General features: G+C 61.8%; 20 protein-coding genes. 10 read left to right on the plus strand and 10 right to left on the minus strand.

Annotation, left to right across the window (positions count from 1 at the left end):
- Positions 1 to 6 precede the first annotated feature (6 nt).
- Positions 7 to 1,812 (minus strand): phosphogluconate dehydratase, encoded by a 1,806-nt coding sequence (gene edd, locus MUY21_RS08070; RefSeq protein ID WP_248409805.1) that lies wholly within the window; start codon positions 1,810 to 1,812, stop codon positions 7 to 9.
- 160 nt (positions 1,813 to 1,972) lie between these two features.
- Here edd and MUY21_RS08075 point away from each other — a divergent pair, with 160 nt between their 5' ends.
- Positions 1,973 to 3,184 (plus strand): class I SAM-dependent rRNA methyltransferase, encoded by a 1,212-nt coding sequence (locus MUY21_RS08075; protein WP_248409806.1) that lies wholly within the window; start codon positions 1,973 to 1,975, stop codon positions 3,182 to 3,184.
- On the plus strand, positions 3,181 to 3,729 hold the full coding sequence (locus MUY21_RS08080) for a PIN domain-containing protein (RefSeq protein WP_248409807.1): 549 nt from the start codon (positions 3,181 to 3,183) through the stop codon (positions 3,727 to 3,729). Before MUY21_RS08075 ends, MUY21_RS08080 begins: the two co-directional genes overlap by 4 nt.
- Before the next feature lie 106 nt (positions 3,730 to 3,835).
- Here the strand turns inward: MUY21_RS08080 and MUY21_RS08085 are convergent, their stop codons facing one another.
- The 8 genes from MUY21_RS08085 to MUY21_RS08120 form a co-directional block, all read right to left on the minus strand.
- On the minus strand, positions 3,836 to 4,519 hold the full coding sequence (locus tag MUY21_RS08085) for a M48 family metallopeptidase (RefSeq protein ID WP_248409808.1): 684 nt from the start codon (positions 4,517 to 4,519) through the stop codon (positions 3,836 to 3,838).
- Positions 4,520 to 4,579: 60 nt separating this feature from the next.
- Positions 4,580 to 5,764, minus strand: coding sequence for a VWA domain-containing protein (locus MUY21_RS08090; RefSeq protein WP_248409809.1), 1,185 nt, complete (start codon positions 5,762 to 5,764; stop codon positions 4,580 to 4,582).
- 9 nt (positions 5,765 to 5,773) lie between these two features.
- A complete protein-coding gene (locus MUY21_RS08095; RefSeq protein ID WP_248409810.1) occupies positions 5,774 to 5,932 on the minus strand; it encodes a hypothetical protein in 159 nt (52 codons plus the stop codon).
- A gap of 47 nt (positions 5,933 to 5,979) precedes the next feature.
- Positions 5,980 to 7,356, minus strand: coding sequence for a DUF2927 domain-containing protein (locus tag MUY21_RS08100; RefSeq protein WP_248409811.1), 1,377 nt, complete (start codon positions 7,354 to 7,356; stop codon positions 5,980 to 5,982).
- A gap of 2 nt (positions 7,357 to 7,358) precedes the next feature.
- Complete coding sequence (locus tag MUY21_RS08105; RefSeq protein ID WP_248409812.1) at positions 7,359 to 7,796, minus strand: GNAT family N-acetyltransferase; 438 nt, start codon at positions 7,794 to 7,796, stop codon at positions 7,359 to 7,361.
- A gap of 220 nt (positions 7,797 to 8,016) precedes the next feature.
- Positions 8,017 to 8,721 carry an RES family NAD+ phosphorylase gene (locus tag MUY21_RS08110; protein ID WP_248409813.1) on the minus strand — a complete coding sequence of 235 codons (705 nt, stop codon included), beginning with the start codon at positions 8,719 to 8,721 and terminating at the stop codon, positions 8,017 to 8,019.
- Positions 8,718 to 9,125, minus strand: a complete 408-nt coding sequence (locus tag MUY21_RS08115; RefSeq protein WP_248409814.1) for an antitoxin Xre-like helix-turn-helix domain-containing protein — start codon at positions 9,123 to 9,125, stop codon at positions 8,718 to 8,720. Before MUY21_RS08115 ends, MUY21_RS08110 begins: the two co-directional genes overlap by 4 nt.
- 66 nt (positions 9,126 to 9,191) lie before the next feature.
- Positions 9,192 to 10,052: a MoxR family ATPase gene (locus MUY21_RS08120; RefSeq protein WP_248409815.1), complete on the minus strand. Its 861-nt coding sequence runs from the start codon at positions 10,050 to 10,052 to the stop codon at positions 9,192 to 9,194.
- 355 nt (positions 10,053 to 10,407) lie between these two features.
- Between MUY21_RS08120 and dksA the strand changes: the two genes are divergently transcribed.
- A complete protein-coding gene (gene dksA / locus MUY21_RS08125) occupies positions 10,408 to 10,830 on the plus strand; it encodes an RNA polymerase-binding protein DksA (protein ID WP_248409816.1) in 423 nt (140 codons plus the stop codon).
- 166 nt (positions 10,831 to 10,996) lie between these two features.
- Positions 10,997 to 12,166 carry an FAD-dependent monooxygenase gene (locus tag MUY21_RS08130; protein WP_248409817.1) on the plus strand — a complete coding sequence of 390 codons (1,170 nt, stop codon included), beginning with the start codon at positions 10,997 to 10,999 and terminating at the stop codon, positions 12,164 to 12,166.
- On the opposite strand, the gene MUY21_RS08135 is transcribed toward MUY21_RS08130, so the two are convergent.
- Positions 12,163 to 12,990, minus strand: a complete 828-nt coding sequence (locus tag MUY21_RS08135) for an isocitrate lyase/phosphoenolpyruvate mutase family protein (protein ID WP_248409818.1) — start codon at positions 12,988 to 12,990, stop codon at positions 12,163 to 12,165. The two genes, MUY21_RS08130 and MUY21_RS08135, sit on opposite strands and share 4 nt — an antisense overlap.
- Positions 12,991 to 13,187: 197 nt before the next feature.
- Here MUY21_RS08135 and guaB point away from each other — a divergent pair, with 197 nt between their 5' ends.
- From guaB to MUY21_RS08165, 6 genes are all read left to right on the plus strand, one after another.
- Positions 13,188 to 14,636: an IMP dehydrogenase gene (guaB, locus tag MUY21_RS08140; RefSeq protein WP_248409819.1), complete on the plus strand. Its 1,449-nt coding sequence runs from the start codon at positions 13,188 to 13,190 to the stop codon at positions 14,634 to 14,636.
- A 48-nt stretch (positions 14,637 to 14,684) separates the two neighbouring features.
- Positions 14,685 to 15,845: an RsmB/NOP family class I SAM-dependent RNA methyltransferase gene (locus MUY21_RS08145; RefSeq protein WP_248409820.1), complete on the plus strand. Its 1,161-nt coding sequence runs from the start codon at positions 14,685 to 14,687 to the stop codon at positions 15,843 to 15,845.
- Between the two features lie 105 nt (positions 15,846 to 15,950).
- Positions 15,951 to 18,482: an ATP-binding protein gene (locus MUY21_RS08150; protein ID WP_248409821.1), complete on the plus strand. Its 2,532-nt coding sequence runs from the start codon at positions 15,951 to 15,953 to the stop codon at positions 18,480 to 18,482.
- A 202-nt stretch (positions 18,483 to 18,684) separates the two neighbouring features.
- Positions 18,685 to 19,761 carry a recombinase RecA gene (recA, locus tag MUY21_RS08155; protein ID WP_282568987.1) on the plus strand — a complete coding sequence of 359 codons (1,077 nt, stop codon included), beginning with the start codon at positions 18,685 to 18,687 and terminating at the stop codon, positions 19,759 to 19,761.
- A gap of 136 nt (positions 19,762 to 19,897) precedes the next feature.
- Positions 19,898 to 22,543, plus strand: coding sequence for an alanine--tRNA ligase (gene alaS, locus MUY21_RS08160; protein WP_248409823.1), 2,646 nt, complete (start codon positions 19,898 to 19,900; stop codon positions 22,541 to 22,543).
- A 73-nt stretch (positions 22,544 to 22,616) separates the two neighbouring features.
- A complete protein-coding gene (locus MUY21_RS08165) occupies positions 22,617 to 22,904 on the plus strand; it encodes a DUF1330 domain-containing protein (RefSeq protein ID WP_248409824.1) in 288 nt (95 codons plus the stop codon).
- Positions 22,905 to 22,946 lie beyond the last annotated feature (42 nt).

The raw sequence follows: 22,946 nt of genomic DNA on the forward strand, positions 1-22,946 counted from the left end.
TCTCCTTCAGGACAGGGTGCTGGCGCCTTCGGTCGCAGGGCGGGCTGCGCGACGGAAGGTTTCGAAAAGTTCACGGCCCATGCCGTCAGTATTGGCGCTCAGGTCCACCTGCACGGCGGGTCGATCCATGGCCCCGTCGGTCAGAACCTCAAGTGTGCCCCGGTCGGCGTCCAGACGAATGATATCGCCATCGCGAATGCGCGCGATCGGGCCACCATCTGCGGCTTCTGGGGCCACATGGATGGCAGCGGGCACTTTCCCGGACGCACCGGACATCCGCCCATCGGTCACCAGCGCCACCTGCTGGCCGCGCTGCTGCAGAACCGACAGGGTGGGGGTCAACCCGTGCAATTCTGGCATGCCATTGGCGCGCGGCCCCTGAAAGCGGACGACAACGATCATGTCGCCCTCAAGCTCTCCCGCTTTGAAGGCGGTTTTCACACTGTCCTGATCGTGGAACACGCGGGCAGGGGCTTCGATGATGTGCCGGTCGGGATCGACGGCCGAAACCTTGATCACGCCTTGCCCCAGATTGCCCGACAATTGCACCAGCCCGCCGGTTTTCTGAAACGGGTCAGAGGCCGGGCGCAGGATCTTGTCGTTCAGGCTTTCGCGCGGACCGGGTTCCCAGCGCACGCGGTCCCCATCCAGTTTCGGGTCCTGTGTATAGGCGCTCAGATCGCCCATGATGGTCTTGGCATCGGGATGCAGAAGCCCCGCGTCCAGCAACTCGCCGATCATATAACCCAGACCGCCCGCGGCATGGAAATGGTTCACATCGGCCAGACCGTTGGGATAAACCCGCGCCATTAAGGGCACAATGGCCGAGATGTCGGCGAAATCCTCCAGCGTCAATATGATCCCCGCCGCCCGCGCCATCGCGGGCAGGTGCAACACAAGGTTGGTCGACCCGCCGGTCGCCATCAGTCCGACCAGCCCGTTCACGAAGGCCTTTTCGTCCAGAACATGACCTGCCGGGGTAAACCCTGCCGACCCATCCCTGGTGATTGCCAGCGCGCGGCGGGTGCCTTCGGCGGTCAGCGCATCGCGCAGGTCGGTATGCGGCGTGACGAAGGAGGCGCCGGGCAGGTGCAGCCCCATGAACTCCATCAGCATCTGATTGGTGTTGGCGGTGCCGTAAAACGTGCAGGTGCCGGGGCCGTGATAAGCCGCCATCTCGGCGGCCATCAGTTCCTTGCGGCCCACCTCTCCCGCGGCGAACTGATTGCGGACCTTGGCTTTTTCGTCGTTTGACAGTCCCGAGGTCATCGGCCCGGCCGGGATGAACACCGCCGGGATATGCCCGAAACTGGCCGCAGCGATCACCAGACCGGGCACGATCTTGTCGCACACGCCAAGAAACAGCGCCGCGTCGAAGGTGTTGTGGCTGAGTGCCACCGACGAGGCCAGCGCGATCACGTCGCGGGAAAACAGGCTCAGCTCCATCCCCGTTTCGCCCTGTGTGACGCCGTCGCACATGGCGGGAACTCCGCCTGCGACCTGAGCGGTTGCCCCTTCCGCGCGGGCCACACGCTTGATCAGGTCAGGGAATGTCGCAAAGGGTGCATGCGCCGAGAGCATGTCGTTATAGGCCGTAACGATACCGATATTCGGCGCGCGCCCTTCCGCCAGCCTATCCTGATCGGGGCCGGCCCCGGCATAAGCATGGGCCTGTCCCGAACAACTCAGATGCGCCCGTCGCGGACCGTCTTCGGCGGCACGGTTGATCTTGTCCAGATAGGTTTGCCGCGTGTCCTTCGAACGGTCGATGATCCGTTCGGTCACTTTCAGAAGATCGCTGTTCAGGGTCATGTTCGCGCTCCTGTTCCTGATCGTATCAATATGGCACAGTTGGTTGGGCTTGTGGGGCTTCTATCAGGAAGTGATAGCGCTAACAACGCCCAATTTCCGGGTTTCCATGGGCGCGGGCACAGGCTAGGCACAATTCGACCAATATGAGGGATGATATCACATGGCCCAGCCACACACACCTGATCGTGCAACGATCCGCCTGAAACCCAAGGCGAATGCGCGTGCGATCCGCCACGGGGCGCCTTGGGTCTTTGACAATGAACTGGTGACCGATCGGCGCACCAAAGCCCTTGGCGCAGGTGTCATCGCACGGCTGGAAGAGGCCGGGCGCGAGCCGTTGGGCACGGTGGCGGTGAACCCCCGGTCCCGGATCATCGCGCGGATGCTGGATCGTGATCCGGATGCGGTGATTGATCAGAGCTGGCTGGCTGCACGGCTGTCCGCGGCGGTGTCCCATCGCAATACCCTGTTCGATGCACCCTTCTATCGCCTCGTCCACGCCGAGGCAGACGGGCTGCCGGGTGTCATCATTGACCGGTTCGGCGACACCGCCGTGATCCAGCCCAATGCCGCCTGGGCCGAGTTGCTGCTGGACGATCTGGCCGCCGCTCTCGCGCAGGTGACGGGTGCAACAACCATCTTGAAAAACGCCACCGGCCGCGCCCGCGCGCTGGAGGGGTTGGACGACCAGAACGCCGTGCTTCTAGGGCAGGCACCCGATGCGCCCGTGGCCGTGCCGATGAACGGGGCAACCTATGTGGCGGATCTGACGGGCGGGCAGAAAACCGGCCTGTTCTTTGACCAGCGCCCGAACCATGCCTTTGCGGCGGACCTGTCCAAAGGATCCCGCGTGTTGGACGTGTTTTCGCATGTCGGTGGCTTTTCGCTGGCAGCCCTTGCGGCAGGCGCGTCACACGCGGTGGCGGTCGATGGCTCAGCCCCTGCGCTGGCGTTGGCGGAAGAGGGGGCGCGCCAAATGGGCGCCGAGGACCGGTTTACCACAGCGCAGGGCGATGCCTTCGACATGCTAACCGCACTGACTGATGAAAACCAGACATTCGACGTGGTGATCTGTGATCCGCCCGCCTTCGCGCCTTCGAAAAAGGCGCTGGAACCGGGGCTGCGCGCCTATGAACGTCTCGCCCGACTGGCCGCGCCCCTGGTGGCGCCCGGCGGCTATCTTGGGCTGTGCTCCTGCTCGCACGCCGCCACGATCGACAAGTTCCGCGCAGCATCGATCCGGGGGATCGGACGGGCAGGGCGCAACAGCCAGTTGATCCACACGGGCTTTGCCGGGGCGGACCACCCGATGCACCCGCAGCTTGCCGAAAGCGGCTATCTCAAGGCGCTGTTCTTTCGCCTTCTGCCATGAAAGTTCTGATCGACGCCTGCGTGCTTTATCCCACCGTGATGCGCGAAATGGTGATTGGCGCTGCCGCAGAGGGCTGCTTCACCCCCCTGTGGTCGCCCCGTATCCTGGAAGAATGGGCGCGCGCGGCAGCGAAGCTTGGCCCCGATCAGGACAGTGTCGCCCGCGCCGAGATCGCGCTTCTGACCGATCGCTGGCCGAATGCCAGCGTCCTTCCGCGAGAGCGTGACCTGAGCCGCCTCTGGCTGCCCGACCAACATGACATCCACGTTCTCGCGGCCGCCATCGCAGGACATGCGGACGTGCTGTTGACCCTGAACAACGCCGATTTCCCCCGCCATACGCTGGCCGAAGAAGGCTTGCGCCGCGAAAGCCCCGACCTGTTTCTTCTGACATTTCTCAACGAATACACGGACGCCATCACGACGGTCGCCACCCGCGTTCTGTTTCAAGCCCGCACCTTGTCAGGCGAAGACTGGACCATCCGCCGCCTGATGAAAAAAGCGCGCCTGCCGCGACTGGGCAAGGCGCTTGAGACATTGCTCTGACCCGGGTTTCTTCTGGCCACAAATATCCTGGGGTGAATGCGCGCATGCGCAGAGGGGCAAGGCCCCTTAACCTTAACCCTCAACCCTTAACCCTCAAGCCTTCACTTTACCGAACCCACTTGGCCTCGTTCTTCTCGATCGCGGCGACGCGTTCTTGCGTCTTGGGGTGGCTCATCAGCCAGGCGGGCATGACCCCCGACCGGGACTTCGTCAACGCATCCAGCTTGCCGAACAGCGTCTTTTGCGGCTCGGCCCCGATCCCCGACTTGATCAAGAGCGCAGTGGCATAGGCATCGGCCTCGTACTCGTCGCCCCGGCTCAACCCCGCTGCCACCAGCCGGGTCAGGATGTTGGCAATATACACGCCAATCCCCGGCAACAGGCGCGAGATCATCATCGCAAGCACGGTGCGCATGGCGTTCTGCCCTGCAAAATCAATCATCCGTTTGCGCGCGTGCCCCAGCGCCACATGCCCCAGTTCATGGGCGATCACGCTGGACAGTTCCTCGGCCGATACCCTGCCTTGCCGATACTCATTGTAAAACCCGCGCGTGATGAAAATGCGCCCATCCGGTGCGGCCAATCCGTTCACCGGGTCGATTTCATAGATGTGCACGGGGATCTCCGCGATATCCAGCGCCGCCGCCATCCGGTCCGTCAGCGCCTTCAGCTTCGGGTCGGCCAGTCGCGTCGATTGCGCATCCAGTTCACGATGGGTGCGCCAGACCGAGAAATGATAAAGCACCAGGCCATAAAGAACTGGCAGAAGGATCGGAAGCAGTTTCAACATGAATTAGATATGTGTCCGCTCTGGTCGAAAAGGAAGGGGGCAGGGCGGGGCCGCACGCGCTCAGCGCCCCAGGTCTTTCATCCCGCGTTCGATCCCCTCCAGCGTCATCGGCACCATGCGGCCTTCGAAGATCTGGCTGATCATCTGAACGGACTGGGTGTAACGCCAGTGATGCTCGGGCAGGGGATTGATCCACAGGTTGTCCGGCCACTGTTCGCGAGCCCGCTCCAGCCAGACCTGGCCGGGCTCATCATTCCAATGCTCGTTCGCGCCGCCGCGATAGGCGATCTCGTACGGGCTCATCGAAGCGTCGCCCACGAAGATGCACTTGTAATCGGACCCATAGGTCCGCAGCACCTCCCATGTGGGGATCTGATCGGTCCAGCGCCGCGCATTGTCGCGCCACACACCTTCATAAAGGCAGTTGTGGAAGTAATAGTATTCCAGATGCTTGAACTCGGCCCGGGCAGCGGAAAACAACTCTTCCACCACCTTGATATGCGGGTCCATTGAGCCGCCCACGTCAAGGAACAAAAGGACTTTCACCGCATTGTGCCGCTCGGGCCGGGTTTTCACGTCAAGATAGCCGTGTTCGGCGGTGGCGCGAATGGTGCCGTCCAGATCCAACTCTTCGTCTGCCCCGGTCCGCGCCCAGTTGCGCAGGCGTTTCAGGGCCACCTTGATGTTTCGTGTGCCCAACTCAATTGAATCGTCCAGATTGCGAAACTCGCGCTTGTCCCAGACTTTCACCGCGCGTTGGTGGCGGGATTTGTCCTGCCCGATCCGCACGCCCTCGGGGTTATAGCCATAAGCCCCAAAGGGCGAGGTGCCCGCCGTGCCAATCCATTTGTTGCCACCCTGATGGCGCCCTTCCTGTTCTTTCAGACGCTCTTTCAGGGTCTCCATCAGCTTGTCGAACCCGCCCAGGGCTTCGATCTCGGCTTTTTCTTCGTCGGTCAGGAACTTCTCGGCCATTTTTTCAAGCCATTCCTGCGGGATGTCCACGGCCTCTAGCATTTCTTCTGAAGAGATCGCTTCAAGCCCTTCAAACGTCATGGAAAAGGCCCGGTCAAACTTGTCGAGGTTGCGCTCGTCCTTCACCATCGCAACGCGCGCGAGGTAGTAGAACCCTTCGATGTCATAGGTCACAAGCCCGGCCTTCATCGCCTCCAGAAACGCCAGAAATTCGCGCAGGGAAACAGGGACCTTGTTGGCGCGGAGGTTTTCAAAGAAGGGCAGGAACATCGCGCAAACCTAGCGGCTGATGAAGATCGAGGCGAACAGTGCGATCAGCGCAAACACAAGCGCATGCACCGCCGCATATTGCGCGATGTCCAGCCGGTTTCCACCGCGTTTGCGGGCGCGCATGACCCCGACCAATGCCCCGAAAACAAGTGCCGCGATGACCAGCATAAGCATAAACCCCTTGCACGGGGGCCGTCACAACAGCCCCAATCCGTCTAACCCGGCGATATGGCTGCGATTTCGCTGAGCCGCGCGCCGACCTGCTCGTTCGAGCCGAAGCCATACCGCGCCCAGCCCAGACTGTCGAGCCTGACAAGCTGTGCTTCACGCGGGCGTCCTTCAAGGTCAAGCGCCTCGGCCTTGATCATCATCAGCGTGGCCAGCAGGGCGGCATTTTCGGCGCGCATCACAGGGGCGATATGCGTGTTGACGATGGCAATTGCCTGATCCGCCTGACCGGCAGACAGGGCATAGGCGGCCAGTTGCACCCCCATATGGGCCGCATGCAGCGCGGTTTCCGGATTGGTGCGATAGATCGCTTCGGCCTCGCGGAAGGCGGCGAAGGCGTCCTTGTTGCTTTGGCGCATATGCAGGCGGCCATAGGCAAACAGACTGAAGGCCAGCCGCGTGTCGCGCCATCCCATCTTGCGGGCGAGCGCGACGGCAGTGGTGGCAGCTTCGCGGCGGCGGTTGGTCGAGGCGCCCTTGCCCAGCGCGGTCGCGATGGCGTCTTTCCACGACTCGGGGGACCGGCCTCCCATGCGGGGCGCTCCGGCGCCACCTGCCGGGTTCAGCCGTGCCAGTATGGCGGGCAGACGGGCCGCCACGTCGCCACGGCTCATGCCGGACGTCAGTTCCGGGGCGTAATAGGCGCGCAGGATCAGCATGTCGAACCCGGTCAGCACGGTATGGAAGTTGTCGTCGTTGAACACGCTGTCATGCAGGCGATACAGGTCATTCACCGGCCCCAGCGCCTGCGCAACTTCTTCATGCAGGCAATCGCGCAGCTCTTGTGGGCTGACATCGCCGGGCAGGAACACGGCCATTTGGGTTCGGGTGCGCAGGCGTGTCCAATCCAGCCGGGCGGTGCCGCGCGCCGCCTTGTAGTCCTGCCAGCTTGCCACATTGGGCGCCACGAAACAGGCCGCATGGGGCACGAGGCGTTGCAGTTGCCGTTTCGGAATGATCTCAAGCGTGATCGAGGCGGTCTTGTTGGCGGCAACTTGCCGGATATTGATCCCGGCCTCGATCCGAAGTCGGGACAGCAATCGGGTCAGGTCTGCCGTCATGTAAGGCGGCGCATCCCCTGTGACGCGCAGGGTAACCGGCCCCTCGAACCGGGTCAGAACGGGCAGGGGGCGTCCGCTTTCCAGCTGGAAGGACAGGTCCAGGAAGTCCCCGGCAATGACGCTGTTGGGTCGTGATGGCCGGATGATATGGGTCGAGCCGAAGGCCTTCATCGGCGGCAGGGCCGCAGGCAGGGCGATGCGGCGGGCGGCGACTTCCTCTCGTGGACTGTTCGCGGTCATCGGAATTGAACACCCGCTGATGGTGAACGCGGCCAACAGGGTCGGCAGGATCATCATTCGCATCGTCACGCCCTCCCATACCGGATGAAGGGCGTCTTGACGCCAATCCGGTCATAGAGTTTGCGGGCGGTGTGGTTGAAATCCTGCGTCAGCCAATAGACCGACGGTGCGCCAGCCTGATCGGCGGCGGCATAGACCGCTTCGATCAACGCCCGCCCGACGCCTGTGCCGCGCACGGAGGGATCGGCATACAGGTCTTGCAGATAACAGACGTTTTCGATTTTCCACGCGTGACGATGGAACAGGTAATGCACCAGCCCCACGGGCTGATCCCCCACGCAGGCCAGAAGCCCGTGGAACTCGTTCGGATCCTCTGACAGAAGCCGGGCGAAGGTGGTTTCATAGACCTCCGGGGCGACTTCGGTCTCATAGTAGCGCAGGTAGCCTTCCCACAGGCGCGCCCACGCATCTCTATCAGACGGCGTCAATGGCCGAACGGACATGTGCGCATTGCTTCCCATAACAACACCGTCACACCCGCATTTGTGCCCCCCCAGGCAAGGGTCAGAGTTTATGGGGGCGTTGTGGTTTGACCAAGGGAAATGGCGTGAACCTGGGCGCTTTTCCCGAAAAGCCGTAAAGAAAAACAATATCTTGTGCGGGGTGTTTCATGCGGCACTAGGCCGATAAGGTTGATCGGCGCGGGGTTGGCCGAATCGATACCTATAACCCCACCACGTCAAAATCAGGGCTGCCCGACCATGTGATGTCCCACTTGGCACCGGGGCGCACGTTCTGCACCGCCGCGGGTTCGAAGGCGACAAGGCAGGTGCCACCGGGGTGACGCACGGAGGGATAGACCAACCCCCGATGCCCGTCCGCGCGCAGGTGATTGGCCAGCTCCTGCCCGCGCGGATAACCCCGTGCCGGGTCTTCATGCAGCGCGGGGTGATCAGGCTGGCCGGTCAGGTCGGGGAAGTCTCCGATGAAATCAGCCAGCAATTCGACATAACGCACCTTGGTATCGAAGACGCCAATATACGACAGCTCGCGCGTGTAGTGATATCCGACCTCGGCCAGCGAGGTCATGGCGCTCCAACTGCAATACCATGCGCCGCGTGTTTCGTCATTGAACCGGTTGCCGCCCGCCCGGCGATAGGTGAAGGCCGCGTTCACATGGCTCAAACCATAGATGCGAAGATCGGCAGCACGACGTTCCCAGGCCAGCTCCAGACGGTTCACACCCAGATCGCGCCCACGTTCGGCCATGTGGCGGGCAGAGGTCATGGCCTCGACCTCGGCCAGCAGGGCCATTTCGTCGTCGCTATCGACCAGCCCGCGCAAGACGGGCGGTTTGTGATAGGTGGCGGGGATCAGGCGGACCAGTGCGCGGTCGCTGACCGATCGCAGCGGCAACGGGTCGGTCACATCCCACCCCGCAGCGCATCGACATAATTGCGCACGCGCAGGAATTGCGGCAAGCCATCCTCGATCATCGTGTCGATTGGACGCGCGCCGTCAAACAGCGGGCCGGTATTGGCAAGGGTGATCCACTGATCGGCAATTGCCGCGTCGAAATACAGATGCAGGGACTTGTAAATCCCCACCAGCGCGGACAGCCGCAGCATCTGGTCGCGGGTCAGATCGCCCTTGAAGCCGGGATTGCGCGCGCGCTTCCATGTGGACGTGGACATATCCGCCAGTGCCGCAGCCTCGTCCAGTTTCAGCCCCCAAGCCTCGGCAATCCGGCCATAGGCCTTGAGCGCCACGGCCGCGTGGTCCGAGGTCGGACGGGCCGGGGGCGGGGTGATCGGGTGTGGGGCGGCGTGCATGGTGCATCTCCTGTCGTGTTGATCAGAAGATAAGTTCATATGGTCCGATTGTCAAGATCAGATGGGCTAATGTCGCCCGCCACGCTCCTCGCGCCGGGCCATGAAGGCCAGACGTTCGAACAGATGCACATCCTGTTCGTTTTTCAACAGCGCCCCGTGCAGCGTTGGAAGCGCGGACGCCCCGTCGCGTTTCAGGGTTTCGGGGTCAATATCCTCGGCCAACAGAAGTTTCAGCCAGTCCAACACCTCAGACGTCGAGGGCTTTTTCTTCAGCCCCGGCTGTTCGCGGATTTCATAGAACTGGGTCAGTGCCTCGGTCAGCAGACGCGGCTTGATGCCGGGGTGATGCACCTCGACGATGCGGGCCAGTGTGTCGGCATCGGGGAAACGGATATAGTGGAAGAAGCAGCGGCGCAGGAAGGCGTCGGGCAGCTCTTTTTCGTTGTTCGAGGTGATGATGATGATCGGGCGGTGCTTTGCGCGGATGGTTTCGCCGGTCTCATAGACGTGGAACTCCATCTTATCAAGCTCTTGCAACAGGTCGTTGGGAAACTCGATATCGGCCTTGTCGATCTCGTCAATCAACAGGACGACACGTTCATCGGCCTCGAACGCCTCCCACAGCTTGCCGCGTTTGATATAGTTCGCCACATCATGCACACGCTCGTCGCCCAGTTGACTGTCGCGCAACCGGCTGACCGCGTCATATTCATACAGACCCTGCTGTGCCTTGGTGGTGGACTTGATGTTCCATTCGATCATCCGCGCGCCCAGGGCGCCGGCCACCTGCTTGGCCAGTTCCGTCTTGCCGGTGCCGGGCTCGCCCTTGACCAGCAGCGGACGTTCCAATGTGACGGCGGCATTCACCGCAACCTTCAGATCATCGGTTGCGACATAGCTTTCGGTGCCTTCAAAGCGTTTTGTCATCCTGTCATCCCTTTGCGGTCACGGCGGCGCTTACCGGGGCGAAGTAATGGGACCGGTGGGTTTTGGCAAGGGTTCGGTCGTGCCATTCCGGGCCGCGGTCACTTGCGACAGTTTCACAGCATGACCCGATCGCCGCGCCCCGGTGTTCCTGTGACCCGTTCGCGCGATCCTATTCCCGAGTGTTTTTTTATATATCAGATGTTTGCCCGTTATTGGCGAAAACCTTTCCTGATCCTGCGGTTTGGCTAGTGACAACCGGCAACAGCGGGTGTAAACGGGCGCCACAAGAAGCCGGACTCCTATGGTGCAACTTGGTTGTTACGTCTTTACGGTCCGGTAAGTTGAGGGAGTTGGTATGAAAGCAGAGACTTTCCTGCCCGACGATTACAGTCCTGCCGAAGACGAACCGTTTATGAATGAGCGTCAGACGGAGTATTTCCGTCGCAAGCTTCTGGCCTGGAAAGAAGAATTGTTGGACGAAAGCCGCCATACGCTGGAAGGTTTACAAGACAACACTCGGAACATCCCGGACATCGCGGATCGTGCGTCGGAGGAGACAGATCGGGCGCTTGAACTAAGGACACGTGATCGGTCGCGCAAACTGGTGGCCAAGATTGATCAGGCCCTGCGCCGGATCGAAGAGGGCGAATACGGGTATTGTTCCGAAACAGGCGAGCCGATTTCGCTGAAACGTCTGGATGCACGACCCATTGCGACGCTGAGCCTTGAGGCGCAGGAACGCCATGAGCGCCGCGAAAAGGTTCACCGCGACGATTAGGCCGTGGTTCGGTGAAAATCACACGATGGGCGCACTTGTCGCGTGGCATGTGGCCCTGATCCATGACAAAAGGCGCTGGTGAACCCGGCGCCTTTTTTCTTTGCCTGCCCATGACGTCAGCCGGGGGTGTGTGACCGTTGGGTGAACGCCAGAGGAACGTGCAACCATGATTGCAGGACAGGACGTGACCATCCTTGGCGCGGGGATCGGCGGGCTGACGGCGGCGGTGGCGCTGGCCCGGCGTGGGGCGCGTGTCACCGTGCTGGAACAAGCGCCTGCGATCACCGAGGTCGGGGCCGGGTTGCAAATCAGCCCCAATGGCGTGCGCGTGCTGGAGGCCTTGGGTCTGGGCGAGGCTGCGCGCGACCGTGCCGTGCACGGGCATGGCGTGTGGCTGCGCGATGGAGTGTCCGGCCACGAGGTGATTGATTTCAATTTCGACAAGGTGGCGCCGGGGGCGACCTTTCTGCTGTTTCACCGGGCGGACCTGATCGACCTTCTGGCGGATGCGGCACGTGACGCCGGGGTGACCATTCGCTGCGGCGTGCGGGTCGAACGTGTGATCCCCAGCCTGACCACTGCGCAGGTCCAACTGGTCGGAGAAGGGGCGCAGGAGATGGGGTTCATCATCGGTGCCGATGGCCTGCGGTCGGTGGCCCACCGGGCGATGAACGGGGCACGCGATCCGTTCTTTACCGGGCAGGTGGCATGGCGGGCGACCGTCCCGGCCACAGGCCGCGAACCGGCCGAAGCCACCGTGTATATGGGGCCGGGGCGGCATATGGTGACGTATCCCCTGCGCGGCGGCACCATGGTCAACCTTGTCGCGGTCGAAGAACGCGATGCCTGGGCGGACGAGGGCTGGACCCATCAGGACGACCCCGACAACCTGCGCCGCGCGTTCAGCGGGTTTTGCGACGATGCGCAGGCCCTGCTGGAACGGGTCGACAGGGTGCATCTGTGGGGCCTGTTCCGTCATCCGGTGGCGGTGAACTGGCATTATGGTCACTGCGCGTTGCTGGGCGATGCGGCCCATCCGACCTTGCCGTTCATGGCGCAGGGCGCGGTCATGGCGATCGAAGATGCTTGGGTTCTGGCCGCCTGTCTGGACCGTGACGGGCCAGATGCCGGCCCGGCAAGGTATCAGCAGTTGCGCCGCGCGCGCTGCGAAAAGATTGTGAACGCCGCCAGCCGGAATGCGCGCAATTACCACTATGCCAACCCGGTTGCGCGGCGTCTGGGCCACGAGGCGCTGCGGGTGGCCGGTCGTCTGGCCCCCAGGCAGGTGTTCAACCGGTTTCGCTGGATCTATGACGCGGATGTGACTCAGATCTAGTGCGGTTTGGTAGTCAAAAGGGCATCGACCTCGCCCCCCGGCATGCCCGTCCCCAGCATCGAAAAATCTCCGCTGTCGAACATCGCCTGAGCTGCGTCACGGATCACCCGGTGGGTTACGCGCGCCAGCGCCGACCCAAGCGAGATACGCGCCACGCCAGCCTGCGCCAAATCCGCGCGGCTGACCTGTGAAAGCGGACCCGCCGCCAAGGCGTTGACGGGCAGATCCGTGGCCGCACAGACACGCGCCTGATCGGCCAGCGTGCCGGGCAAGGGAACATAGACGCAATCCGCCCCCGCAGCCTCGTAGGCGATGATCCGGGCCAGGGCTTCTTCCAGATCGTATTGCCCGTTCATCACCCCGTCGGCGCGGGCCACAAGGACGAAGTCACCGGGCAGGGCCCGCGCGGCGGATGCGGCGGCTTTGATCCGTTCGACGGCCTGCGCGCGATCATAGGGCGTGGCCGCAGGCAGGGCGGTGTCCTCGATCGAGATGCCGGCCAGACCGGCCTCGTAGGACAGGCGCACCGTTTCAGCACAGGTGTCAGGATCATCGCCAAAGCCGTTTTCGAAATCGCCCGACACGGGGACCTGCACCGCCGCGACCAGATCCTGCGCATGGGCCAGAGCTTCGTCGCGGCTGACATGCCCCATGTCGGGCCGCCCCAACGTGAAGGCGTGGGCGGCGGACGAGGTGCCGATCGCCTGCGCCCCAAGCCCCGCCAGCATCTTCGCGCTGCCGATGTCCCAGGCATTGGCCAGGATGAACGGGTTACCCTTCTGGTGCAGGGCGCGAAAGGCGGTGCCGCGGTTCTGATCGCTCATCTGATGCTCCGATCCTGTTGGTCATGTCCTGCGCAGAAGCTTTCCGGCTGACGCGGCCTTTGTCAAACACGGGGTTCCCCAACCGGCACGCCGTGAAAAAACCCGCCATGCGCAGAAATGTCGGGCAACACTCTTTCCAAACAGCCCCCGCCATGAGATAGGGACGTGCCAAACGAACACTCCCGAGGAGAAAGCCCATGGAGATTCGCGAGGCGCTCACTTTCGACGACGTCCTTCTGGTTCCGGCCGCCAGCAATGTGCTGCCGTCCACCGCAAACACGACCACCTTCGTCACCCGCTCGATTGCAATGAACATCCCTCTGCTCAGCTCGGCGATGGACACCGTGACCGAAGCGCGCATGGCCATCGCCATGGCGCAGGCGGGCGGCATGGGAGTCATTCACAAGAACCTCGATGTTGACGAACAGGCCGAACAGGTGCGCCGCGTGAAGCGGTTTGAAAGCGGGATCGTCTATAATCCGATCACCCTGACCCCCGACCAGACGCTCGCCGATGCCAAGCAGTTGCAGGAGCGCTATCGCGTGACCGGCTTTCCGGTGGTGGATGAACAGGGCCGCGTGGTGGGGATCGTGACCAACCGCGACATGCGCTTTGCCACCGATGACGACACGCCGGTCAAGGTGATGATGACCTCGGACAACCTGGCCATGCTGCAGGAGCCGGCCGAGTTGGAAGAGGCGAAAAGCCTGATGAAGGCCCGCCGGATCGAGAAGTTGCTGGTCACCAATGGCGACGGCAAGCTGACCGGGCTTCTGACGCTTAAGGACACGGAACAAGCGGTGCTGAACCCGACCGCCTGCAAAGACGATCTGGGGCGGTTGCGCGTCGCGGCGGCCAGTTCCGTGGGCGATAGTGGTTTTGCCCGCTCCGAAGCTCTGATCGACGCGGGCGTGGATATCGTCGTCGTGGACACGGCGCATGGCCATTCCGAAGGGGTGATCGAGGCTGTGAAGCGGATCAAGGCACAATCCAACAGCGTGCAGGTCATCGCAGGCAACGTGGCCACGGGCGACGCGACGCGCGCCCTGATCGACGCGGGTGCCGATGCGGTGAAAGTGGGGATCGGGCCAGGCTCGATCTGCACCACCCGGATGGTGGCGGGCGTTGGCGTGCCTCAGTTGACGGCGATCGGGGATTGTGCCGCGGCGGCGGGCGATGTGCCAGTGATTGCCGATGGCGGCATCAAGTTCTCGGGCGATTTCGCCAAGGCCATTGCTGCAGGTGCAAGCTGTGCGATGGTCGGCTCGATGATCGCAGGCACCGATGAAAGCCCCGGCGAGGTGATCTTGTATCAGGGCCGCTCGTTCAAGGCCTATCGCGGCATGGGCAGCCTTGGCGCCATGGCGCGCGGCTCGGCAGATCGCTATTTCCAGAAAGACGCAGCGTCTGACAAGCTGGTGCCCGAAGGGATCGAGGGGCAGGTGCCGTATAAGGGCAGTGCGGGCGCGGTCATTCACCAGTTGGTGGGCGGTCTGCGGGCGGCGATGGGCTATACCGGCTGTGCCACCGTTGCCGAAATGCGCAAGAACTGCCAGTTCGTGAAAATCACCGGCGCGGGGCTGAAGGAAAGCCATGTGCATGATGTCCAGATCACGCGCGAAAGCCCGAACTATCGGATAGGTTAGGGAACACAATATGTTGCAGCGTGACATTGATGTCGTAAGGTCGGTGCGGTGACGCCCGGCGCCCGCGTCGCTGCGGCGATTGAGATCCTGGACGACTATCTGTCCGGCACCCCCGCGGAACAGGCGCTGACCGGTTGGGCGCGGCGGCATCGGTTTGCCGGGTCGAAAGACCGCGCCGCCATTCGTGATCATGTGTTCGACGCGCTTCGCCGGTTGCGCTCGGCGACGGGGCTGGGCGGGGGAAAGACCGGGCGCGCCATCATGATTGGTCTGATGCGCGGACAGGGAGTCGATCCGGACACGCTGTTCACCGGTGAAGGGCACGCACCCGCTCCGATGACCGATCAGGAACGCAGCTTCACAGCCACGCTCAGCCGCGCCGAACGTCTGGATTGCCCGGATTGGCTCTTGCCGCAGGTCGAAGAGAGCCTTGGCCCTGAGACCGAAGCGGTGCTGGAGGCCTTGCGCCATCGCGCACCGGTGTTCCTGCGGGTGAACACCGCGCGCACGACGCGAGAGGGGGTGCAACGCACACTGGCGCAGGAGGGCATCGTCGCACAGCCGCATCCGCTGGCTTCCACAGCGTTGGAAGTTTTGGAAAACCCGCGCAAAATCAGTGGTTCACAAGCCTTTCTTCAAGGTTTGGTGGAGCTTCAGGATACGGCCTCACAGGCAGTGGTCGAGGCGTTGCAGGTGAAACCGGGGCAGCGTGTTCTGGATTATTGCGCGGGCGGTGGCGGCAAGGCGCTGGCCCTGGCCGCGCTAGGGGCCGAAGTGGTGGCCCATGACATCGCACCAGCGCGGATGAAAGACCTGCCAGCGCGCGCTGAGCGGGCTGGTTGCAAGATAGACATTGCCACTCCGGACACGCTGCGCGATTTTGGCAGCTTCGATCTGGTGTTTGCTGATGCCCCCTGTTCAGGCAGCGGTTCGTGGCGTCGCGCGCCGCAGGGCAAATGGCTTTTGACGCCAGACCGTTTCGCCGCGTTGTTGGACACCCAGCGCATGGTGTTGTCGCAGCTTCCCGCGCTGGCCGCATCTGGTGGGGCGATCGCCTATGCCACCTGTTCCGTTCTCAAGCCCGAGAATCGAGGGCAGGTGGATCGGTTCCTGGCGCACCACGCCGAGTTTGACGTGGTCCGCGAGCAGCAGTTTTCCCCCCTGGACGGGGGTGATGGGTTTTACATCGCGCGACTTGAGGGAAAGTAACGCTTGGCAAGAACAATCTAAGGTTGATAACCTTGATCCCATTAATCGGCGCTTAACCGACCGTGCGTCATAACGGCGGGGCCGATTCTGTAAAAGGGGATCATTGTGTCGTACGTTGACGTGTCGTCCAATCCATTGACCGAAATCGCCCTGCGCCTGTCGCAGCGGGTCGGGTATCTTCTGTTGCTTGCGGTTTTGTCGGTCAGCGCAGCGTGGTTTGTCGCCTTGCCGGTTCTGGGGCTGAGCCTGTTGCTGATCGGGCTGACGTTTCTGGCGCTGGCGCTGACGGTCATGGCGCTGTGCGCGCTTCATCAACGTCGGCAGGATGCGATGATCCGCATGGTGCATCATGTGTCTGACCATGACGGTGCGGCCAGCTTTGCAACGGATGCGGACGGGATGATCCGTTATCAGAATCGCGCCGCGACCGAAGCATTCGGCGATCAGCTCGGCGCGACTTTGGCCGGTGCCGTGAAAGACATGTTTGCCGCCCCGGCCTCGGTTCTGTTTCGGCTGCAGAACAAAGCCCAGGCCAAGGGGGCGGCGTATGAAGATGTCGTCTTGCGGCGCGGGCATGTGCGGCTGTCGGTGCATGTGATGGACGGCGGCGGGTATCTCTGGCGCATGGAAGATTTCGGCGAACGCGGGCAAGGTACGCGCAGTGCTGAACATATCAGTCTGCCGATGATGACAGTGTCGAAATCCGGCACCATCCTGTTCATGAATGAAAGTGCGCGGCGTCTTCTGGGCGGGCGTGAAACCACGCTGGACCGGGTGTTTTCGGACTTGCCGGTCCAGGCAGGCACGGTGGTGCAGGTGTCGGCCCGAAATGGTCCGGTCCCGGCCTTTGTGTGCGAGTTGGAAATCAGCGCGGGCCGGCGCGAGATCTACTTGTTGCCACCCCCGGGCGGCCCGGTGATCACGGACGAAGAATGGGCCTTTATCGAACGCTTGCCCGTGCCCCTGATCAAGTTGGACACCGGCGGTGTCATCGTGCTGGCCAATCGGCGGGCGCGGGCACTTCTGGGCGACGAAGCAGCCATCGGCACCCAGTTGGCCGATCAGGTCGAAGGTCTGGGCCGCCCCGTCTCGGAATGGCTGCGCGAGGCACATGCCGGGCGTCATCTTGGGCGGGTCGAGGTGGTGCGCGCGGTAAAACCGGACGAAGATGTGTTTCTGCAAATCTCGCTGGGTCAAGTGGCTGATGATACCGGGCGGGCGCTGGTCGCCGTGTTGCAGGATGCGACCGAGTTGAAAACCCTCGAGGCACAGTTCGTTCAAAGCCAAAAGATGGAGGCAATCGGGCAACTGGCGGGCGGTGTTGCGCATGACTTCAACAATCTGCTGACGGCCATATCAGGTCATTGCGACCTTCTGTTGCTGGGACGTGACGAGAACGACCCGGAGTATTCCGACCTGTCGCAAATTCATCAGAATGCCAATCGGGCCGCGGCTCTGGTGCGTCAACTGCTGGCGTTTTCGCGCAAGCAGACACTCTGCCCCGAGAAACTGGCTCTGACGGACTCGCTGTCGGACCTGACCCATCTGCTGAACCGTCTCGTCGGGGAAAAAGTATCGCTTGATCTGGACCATGACCTGGATCTGAAGCCGATCCGCGCTGATCGTCGTCAGCTGGATCAGGTGATCATGAACCTTGTGGTGAACGCGCGCGACGCCATGAATGGCGAAGGCGAGATCCGCGTTGAGACACGGAATGTCACCATCGACCAGCCGCTCCATCGTGACCGGGCAACGGTGCCGCCCGGTGCCTATGTTACCATCCGCGTGATTGATCAGGGCACGGGCATCCCTGCCGACAAGCTCAGCAAGATTTTCGAGCCGTTCTTCACGACGAAGGGCGCTGGCAAAGGCACCGGCCTTGGCCTGTCGATGGCGTATGGCATCGTGAAACAGATGGGCGGGTTCATCTTCGTCGATTCGATCCCCGGCGCGGGATCGACCTTTACGCTGTATTTCCCGGTCTGTCAGGACACGGACCAACTGGAACTCGCGCCCCTTGATACGGAAGACGAACAGGTTGAATTGTCCGAAGCCGTAGGAGACGATCCGATCCGGGATACGCTGGATGCCTTGTCGGCCAATGACCAGATCCTGCTTGATGGTGCCTCTGCAAGCGTCACGGGTGCAGAAGGCGCGGCCTCGTCTGACGCGCTCGCCCGAAATGGTGTGGTCGATGCAACGGCGGCGGCACCGCCCGGGCTGCCAGACGCTCCGACACTTCCAATGCCCACTCATGCCCTGAAAGACGGCAAGGACAACATTGTCTTGCTGGTGGAAGACGAAGCCCCGGTGCGCGCCTTTGCCTCGCGCGCGCTGCGCATGCGCGGGTTCACGGTGCTGGAAGCCGAAAATGCCGAGGAGGCACTGAAAACACTTGAAGATACGACACTTTCGGTCGACGTGTTTGTCACGGATGTGATCATGCCTGGCATGGATGGCCCCACCTGGGTGGCCAAGGCGCTTGAGGACCGACCGGGCGTGAAAGTGGTCTTCGTCTCGGGCTATGCCGAGGATTCGGTCTCCGAACACCAGTCGCGCATTCCGAATTCGGTCTTTTTGCCCAAACCATTTTCCCTGACGGACCTGACCGCCACGGTGCAAAGGCAGTTGCATTGACCCGTCCCAGCCTCATGTTTTTGCCGATTTTGCTGTGGTTTCAGCGTTGTTAACCCTTTGCTTACCATTCCCGGGCAAACTTGTTTTGAAAACTTGACTTGAAATGTTCCTATTTTGTGCTCATAACGGGTGATGAGAACAAGAGCAGAACACGAGCATGATTGCCGCCCGTTCGCGGGTGTGAAATAAGGGATGATAACAAATGGCAACGGCGGATATCTTTGACATGAAACGTGACGGTGACAAACAAAAGGCGCTCGACAGCGCGCTGGCGCAAATCGAACGGCAGTTTGGCAAAGGGTCGATCATGAAGCTCGGCGCCGACAACCCGGTCGCCGAGATAGAGGCGACGTCAACAGGCTCGCTGGGTTTGGATATCGCACTTGGCATTGGCGGCCTGCCCAAAGGTCGGATCATCGAGATTTACGGCCCGGAAAGCTCGGGTAAGACGACGCTGACCTTGCATTGCGTGGCGGAAGAGCAGAAAAAGGGCGGGGTTTGCGCCTTTGTCGATGCCGAACACGCACTGGATCCGCAATATGCCCGCAAGCTGGGCGTCGATCTGGATGAGCTTCTGATCAGCCAGCCCGACACCGGCGAACAGGCGCTTGAAATCGTTGATACGCTGGTGCGATCAGGGGCCGTCAACATGGTGGTGGTCGACTCGGTTGCCGCACTGACGCCCCGCTCCGAACTGGAAGGCGATATGGGCGACAGCAATGTCGGCGTGCAGGCGCGCCTGATGAGCCAGGCAATGCGTAAACTGACCGGGTCGATCTCGCGTTCGAAATGCACCGTGGTGTTCATCAACCAGATTCGCATGAAGATCGGCGTCATGTTCGGTAGCCCCGAAACCACGACAGGCGGCAACGCGCTGAAATTTTACAGCTCGGTTCGGCTAGACATCCGGCGCATCGGCGCCATCAAGGACCGCGACGAGGTGGTTGGCAACGCCACGCGCGTAAAAGTCGTGAAGAACAAAGTGGCTCCGCCGTTCAAACAGGTCGAATTTGATATCATGTATGGCGAAGGCATCTCGAAAATGGGCGAGTTGCTGGATCTGGGCGTCAAGGCCGGCGTGGTCGAGAAGTCGGGGTCGTGGTTCAGCTATGGCGACGAACGTATCGGTCAGGGGCGCGAGAATGCCAAGAATTATCTGCGTGAAAACACCCGCACCGCGCTTGAGATCGAAGACAAGATCCGAGCCGCGCACGGTCTGGATTTTGACATGCCCGAAAGCGAAAAAGACGCCGATGACGACGGGCTTCTGGAAGCATGATCATGTGATTGATCGTCACCAAAGACGAAGACAGGTCGGGCATGTCCCGGCCTTTTCTTTTTGCGGCAACAGCCGGTGGACAGGGATGGCTGGCAAAGGTAAACGGATGTGAACGCCCCTTCAGAGACAAGATAACATGGCCAGCCTTAATGACATCCGCTCGACTTTTCTGAAATATTTCGAAACTAACGGACATACGGTTGTCGACAGCTCGCCTCTGGTGCCACGCAACGACCCGACGCTGATGTTCGTCAACTCGGGCATGGTGCAGTTCAAGAACCTGTTCACGGGGATCGAGACGCGCGATTACACCCGTGCAACAACGGCACAGAAATGCGTGCGCGCCGGCGGCAAGCACAATGATCTGGACAATGTGGGATATACCGCGCGCCACCACACGTTTTTCGAGATGCTGGGAAATTTCAGCTTTGGCGACTATTTCAAGGATGACGCGATCCCGTTCGCCTGGAACCTGATCACCAAGGAATTCGGCATCGACCCCAAACGCCTGCTGACCACCGTCTATCACACAGACGACGAGGCGTTTGAAATCTGGAAGAAGGTGGGCGTGCCCGAAGACCGGATCATCCGCATCGCGACGCACGACAATTTCTGGCAGATGGGCCCAACCGGCCCCTGTGGCCCTTGCACCGAGATTTTCTATGATCACGGCGACCATATCTGGGGTGGCCCTCCGGGCAGCGCCGAGGAAGATGGTGATCGGTTCATCGAGATCTGGAACATCGTGTTCATGCAAAACGAGCAGTTTGAAGATGGCTCGATGAAGGCGCTGGACATGCAGTCGATCGACACCGGCATGGGGCTGGAGCGGATCGGTGCTTTGCTGCAGGGCAGTCACGACAACTATGACACAGATCTGTTCAGGGCGCTGATCGAGGCGTCCGCGCATGTGACGAATGTCGATCCCTATGGCGATAAGAATGTGCATCACCGCGTTATTGCCGACCACTTGCGATCAACTTCGTTTCTGATGGCCGATGGGGTGATGCCCTCGAACGAAGGGCGCGGCTACGTGTTGCGCCGGATCATGCGCCGCGCGATGCGTCATGCCCATTTGCTGGGCGCGCAAGACCCGGTCATGCACCGCCTTGTGCCGGAGCTGGTGGCGCAGATGGGGCAGGCCTATCCTGAACTTGGTCGCGCGCAAACCATGATCGAAGAGACCCTTCTGAACGAGGAAACGCGGTTCAAGAAAACGCTGGATCGTGGGTTGAAGCTGCTGGATGACGAAGTGTCCAGCCTGCCCGAAGGCGCTGATTTGCCGGGCGAGACGGCGTTCAAGCTCTATGACACCTATGGGTTTCCGCTGGATCTGACGCAGGATGCGCTGCGCGAAAAGGGGCGCGGGGTAGATCAGGCCGGGTTTGATGCGGCGATGGACGAACAGAAGGCGCGGGCACGGGCCGCATGGTCCGGCTCGGGCGAAGCGGCGGATGCCACGATCTGGTTCGATCTGGCCGAACAGCATGGGGTGACCGAGTTTCTGGGCTATGACACCGAACACGCCGAGGGTCAGGTGCTGGCACTTGTCTCGGACGGCGCGCTGACCGACAGCGCCAAGGCCGGGGACGAGGTTCAGATCGTCGTCAACCAGACGCCGTTTTATGCCGAAGCGGGTGGCCAGGTGGGCGACACGGGTCTGATCCGCACCGATACCGGATCGGCGCATATCACAGACACCAAGAAGGTGGCCGACGTGTTCATCCATTTCGCCAGGGTCGACGAGGGCGAGATTGCGAAAGGGCAGGGTGCTGAACTGGCGGTGGATCACTTGCGCCGCACGGCGATCCGCGCCAACCATTCGGCCACGCACCTGCTGCACGAGGCGCTGCGCAACGAGTTGGGCGATCATGTCGCGCAGCGCGGGTCGCTGAACGCGCCGGATCGTCTGCGGTTCGATTTCAGCCACAACAAGGCCGTATCAGCGCAGGAATTGGGCAATATCGCGCGCGAGGTGAACACCTATATTCGCCAGAATGCGCCCGTGGAAACCCGGATCATGACGCCGGATGATGCCCGCGAGATTGGTGCGCAGGCCTTGTTTGGCGAAAAGTACGGCGACGAGGTGCGCGTGGTCTCGATGGGGCATGCCGCGACCGGCAAGGGCACGGATGGGCAGACCTATTCCATCGAACTCTGCGGCGGCACGCATGTGCGGCAGACCGGCGACATTGGGGTCTGCGTGATCCTGTCGGAAGGGGCCAGTGCCGCTGGCATCCGCCGGATCGAGGCACTGACCGGCAAGGCCGCCGTCGCCTATATCGAGGAGGAGGCTGCGCGGGCATCGGAACTGCAGGGCATGTTGAAAGCCAAACCGGAAGAGGTCGTGAGCCGGGTCAAGGGGCTTTTGGACGAACGCAAGGCCTTGCAGGGCGAGATTGCGAACCTGAAGCGCGAGTTGGCGAAAGCGGCGGGCGCAGGGGCGGAAGCCAAGGATATTGGGGGCGTGAAATTTCTGGCCATGACCATTGCGGGCGTCGCGGGGAAAGACCTGCAAACGCTTGTGAATGAACAGAAAGATGCGCTTGGATCGGGGGCGGTTCTGATCATTTCGGACAATGATGGCAAGGTTGCCGTCGCGGCCGGGGTGACGGCGGACATGACCAACCGTGTGTCGGCGGTTGACCTTGTGAAAGCGGCTGTGCCGGCGGTTGGCGGCAAGGGCGGCGGCGGTCGTCCTGAACTCGCGCAGGGGGGCGGGCAGGATTTCTCGGGGGCAGAGGCCGCCGTGGCCGCAGCCGAGGCGATCATCGCCGGCTGACGCCCATTGCAAAATCTGAAAGGCCGCGTATCGTCCATCGAAACGCGACTTTTTTTTATTGCAGGAGAGACCTATGCCCGCCCTTTGGATTGCCCATGTGACCGTGACCGACGACGACGCCTATGGCAAATACGCCGCCCTTGCCGGGCCTGCGATTGCCAAACATGGCGGGCATTTCATCGCGCGCGGCGGGCGCTATGTGCAGCTTGAAGGCAAGGACCGCCCGCGCAACGTGGTGGCGAAATTCCCCAGCGTCGAGGCTGCTGAAGGCTGCTATCACTCGCCCGAGTATCAAGAGGCGCTAAGTCATGCGCGGGGCGCATCCGAGCGGGAATTGCTGATTGTTGAAACCGACGAGTAACGTGTTGTCCTGAAACGCGAAAAGCCCCGGCAATTTTCCGGG

Source organism: Aliiroseovarius sp. S2029 (genome assembly GCF_023195575.1).
Lineage (GTDB): Bacteria > Pseudomonadota > Alphaproteobacteria > Rhodobacterales > Rhodobacteraceae > Aliiroseovarius > Aliiroseovarius zhejiangensis.

Coding starts and splice junctions, on each gene's coding strand:
- edd (WP_248409805.1), bottom strand. CDS start 1,812: ATGACCCTGAACAGCGATCTTCTGAAAGTGACCGAACGGATCATCGAC.
- MUY21_RS08075 (WP_248409806.1), top strand. CDS start 1,973: ATGGCCCAGCCACACACACCTGATCGTGCAACGATCCGCCTGAAACCC.
- MUY21_RS08080 (WP_248409807.1), top strand. CDS start 3,181: ATGAAAGTTCTGATCGACGCCTGCGTGCTTTATCCCACCGTGATGCGC.
- MUY21_RS08085 (WP_248409808.1), bottom strand. CDS start 4,519: ATGTTGAAACTGCTTCCGATCCTTCTGCCAGTTCTTTATGGCCTGGTG.
- MUY21_RS08090 (WP_248409809.1), bottom strand. CDS start 5,764: ATGTTCCTGCCCTTCTTTGAAAACCTCCGCGCCAACAAGGTCCCTGTT.
- MUY21_RS08095 (WP_248409810.1), bottom strand. CDS start 5,932: ATGCTGGTCATCGCGGCACTTGTTTTCGGGGCATTGGTCGGGGTCATG.
- MUY21_RS08100 (WP_248409811.1), bottom strand. CDS start 7,356: ATGCGAATGATGATCCTGCCGACCCTGTTGGCCGCGTTCACCATCAGC.
- MUY21_RS08105 (WP_248409812.1), bottom strand. CDS start 7,796: ATGTCCGTTCGGCCATTGACGCCGTCTGATAGAGATGCGTGGGCGCGC.
- MUY21_RS08115 (WP_248409814.1), bottom strand. CDS start 9,125: ATGCACGCCGCCCCACACCCGATCACCCCGCCCCCGGCCCGTCCGACC.
- MUY21_RS08120 (WP_248409815.1), bottom strand. CDS start 10,052: ATGACAAAACGCTTTGAAGGCACCGAAAGCTATGTCGCAACCGATGAT.
- dksA (WP_248409816.1), top strand. CDS start 10,408: ATGAAAGCAGAGACTTTCCTGCCCGACGATTACAGTCCTGCCGAAGAC.
- MUY21_RS08130 (WP_248409817.1), top strand. CDS start 10,997: ATGATTGCAGGACAGGACGTGACCATCCTTGGCGCGGGGATCGGCGGG.
- MUY21_RS08135 (WP_248409818.1), bottom strand. CDS start 12,990: ATGAGCGATCAGAACCGCGGCACCGCCTTTCGCGCCCTGCACCAGAAG.
- guaB (WP_248409819.1), top strand. CDS start 13,188: ATGGAGATTCGCGAGGCGCTCACTTTCGACGACGTCCTTCTGGTTCCG.
- recA (WP_282568987.1), top strand. CDS start 18,685: ATGGCAACGGCGGATATCTTTGACATGAAACGTGACGGTGACAAACAA.
- alaS (WP_248409823.1), top strand. CDS start 19,898: ATGGCCAGCCTTAATGACATCCGCTCGACTTTTCTGAAATATTTCGAA.
- MUY21_RS08165 (WP_248409824.1), top strand. CDS start 22,617: ATGCCCGCCCTTTGGATTGCCCATGTGACCGTGACCGACGACGACGCC.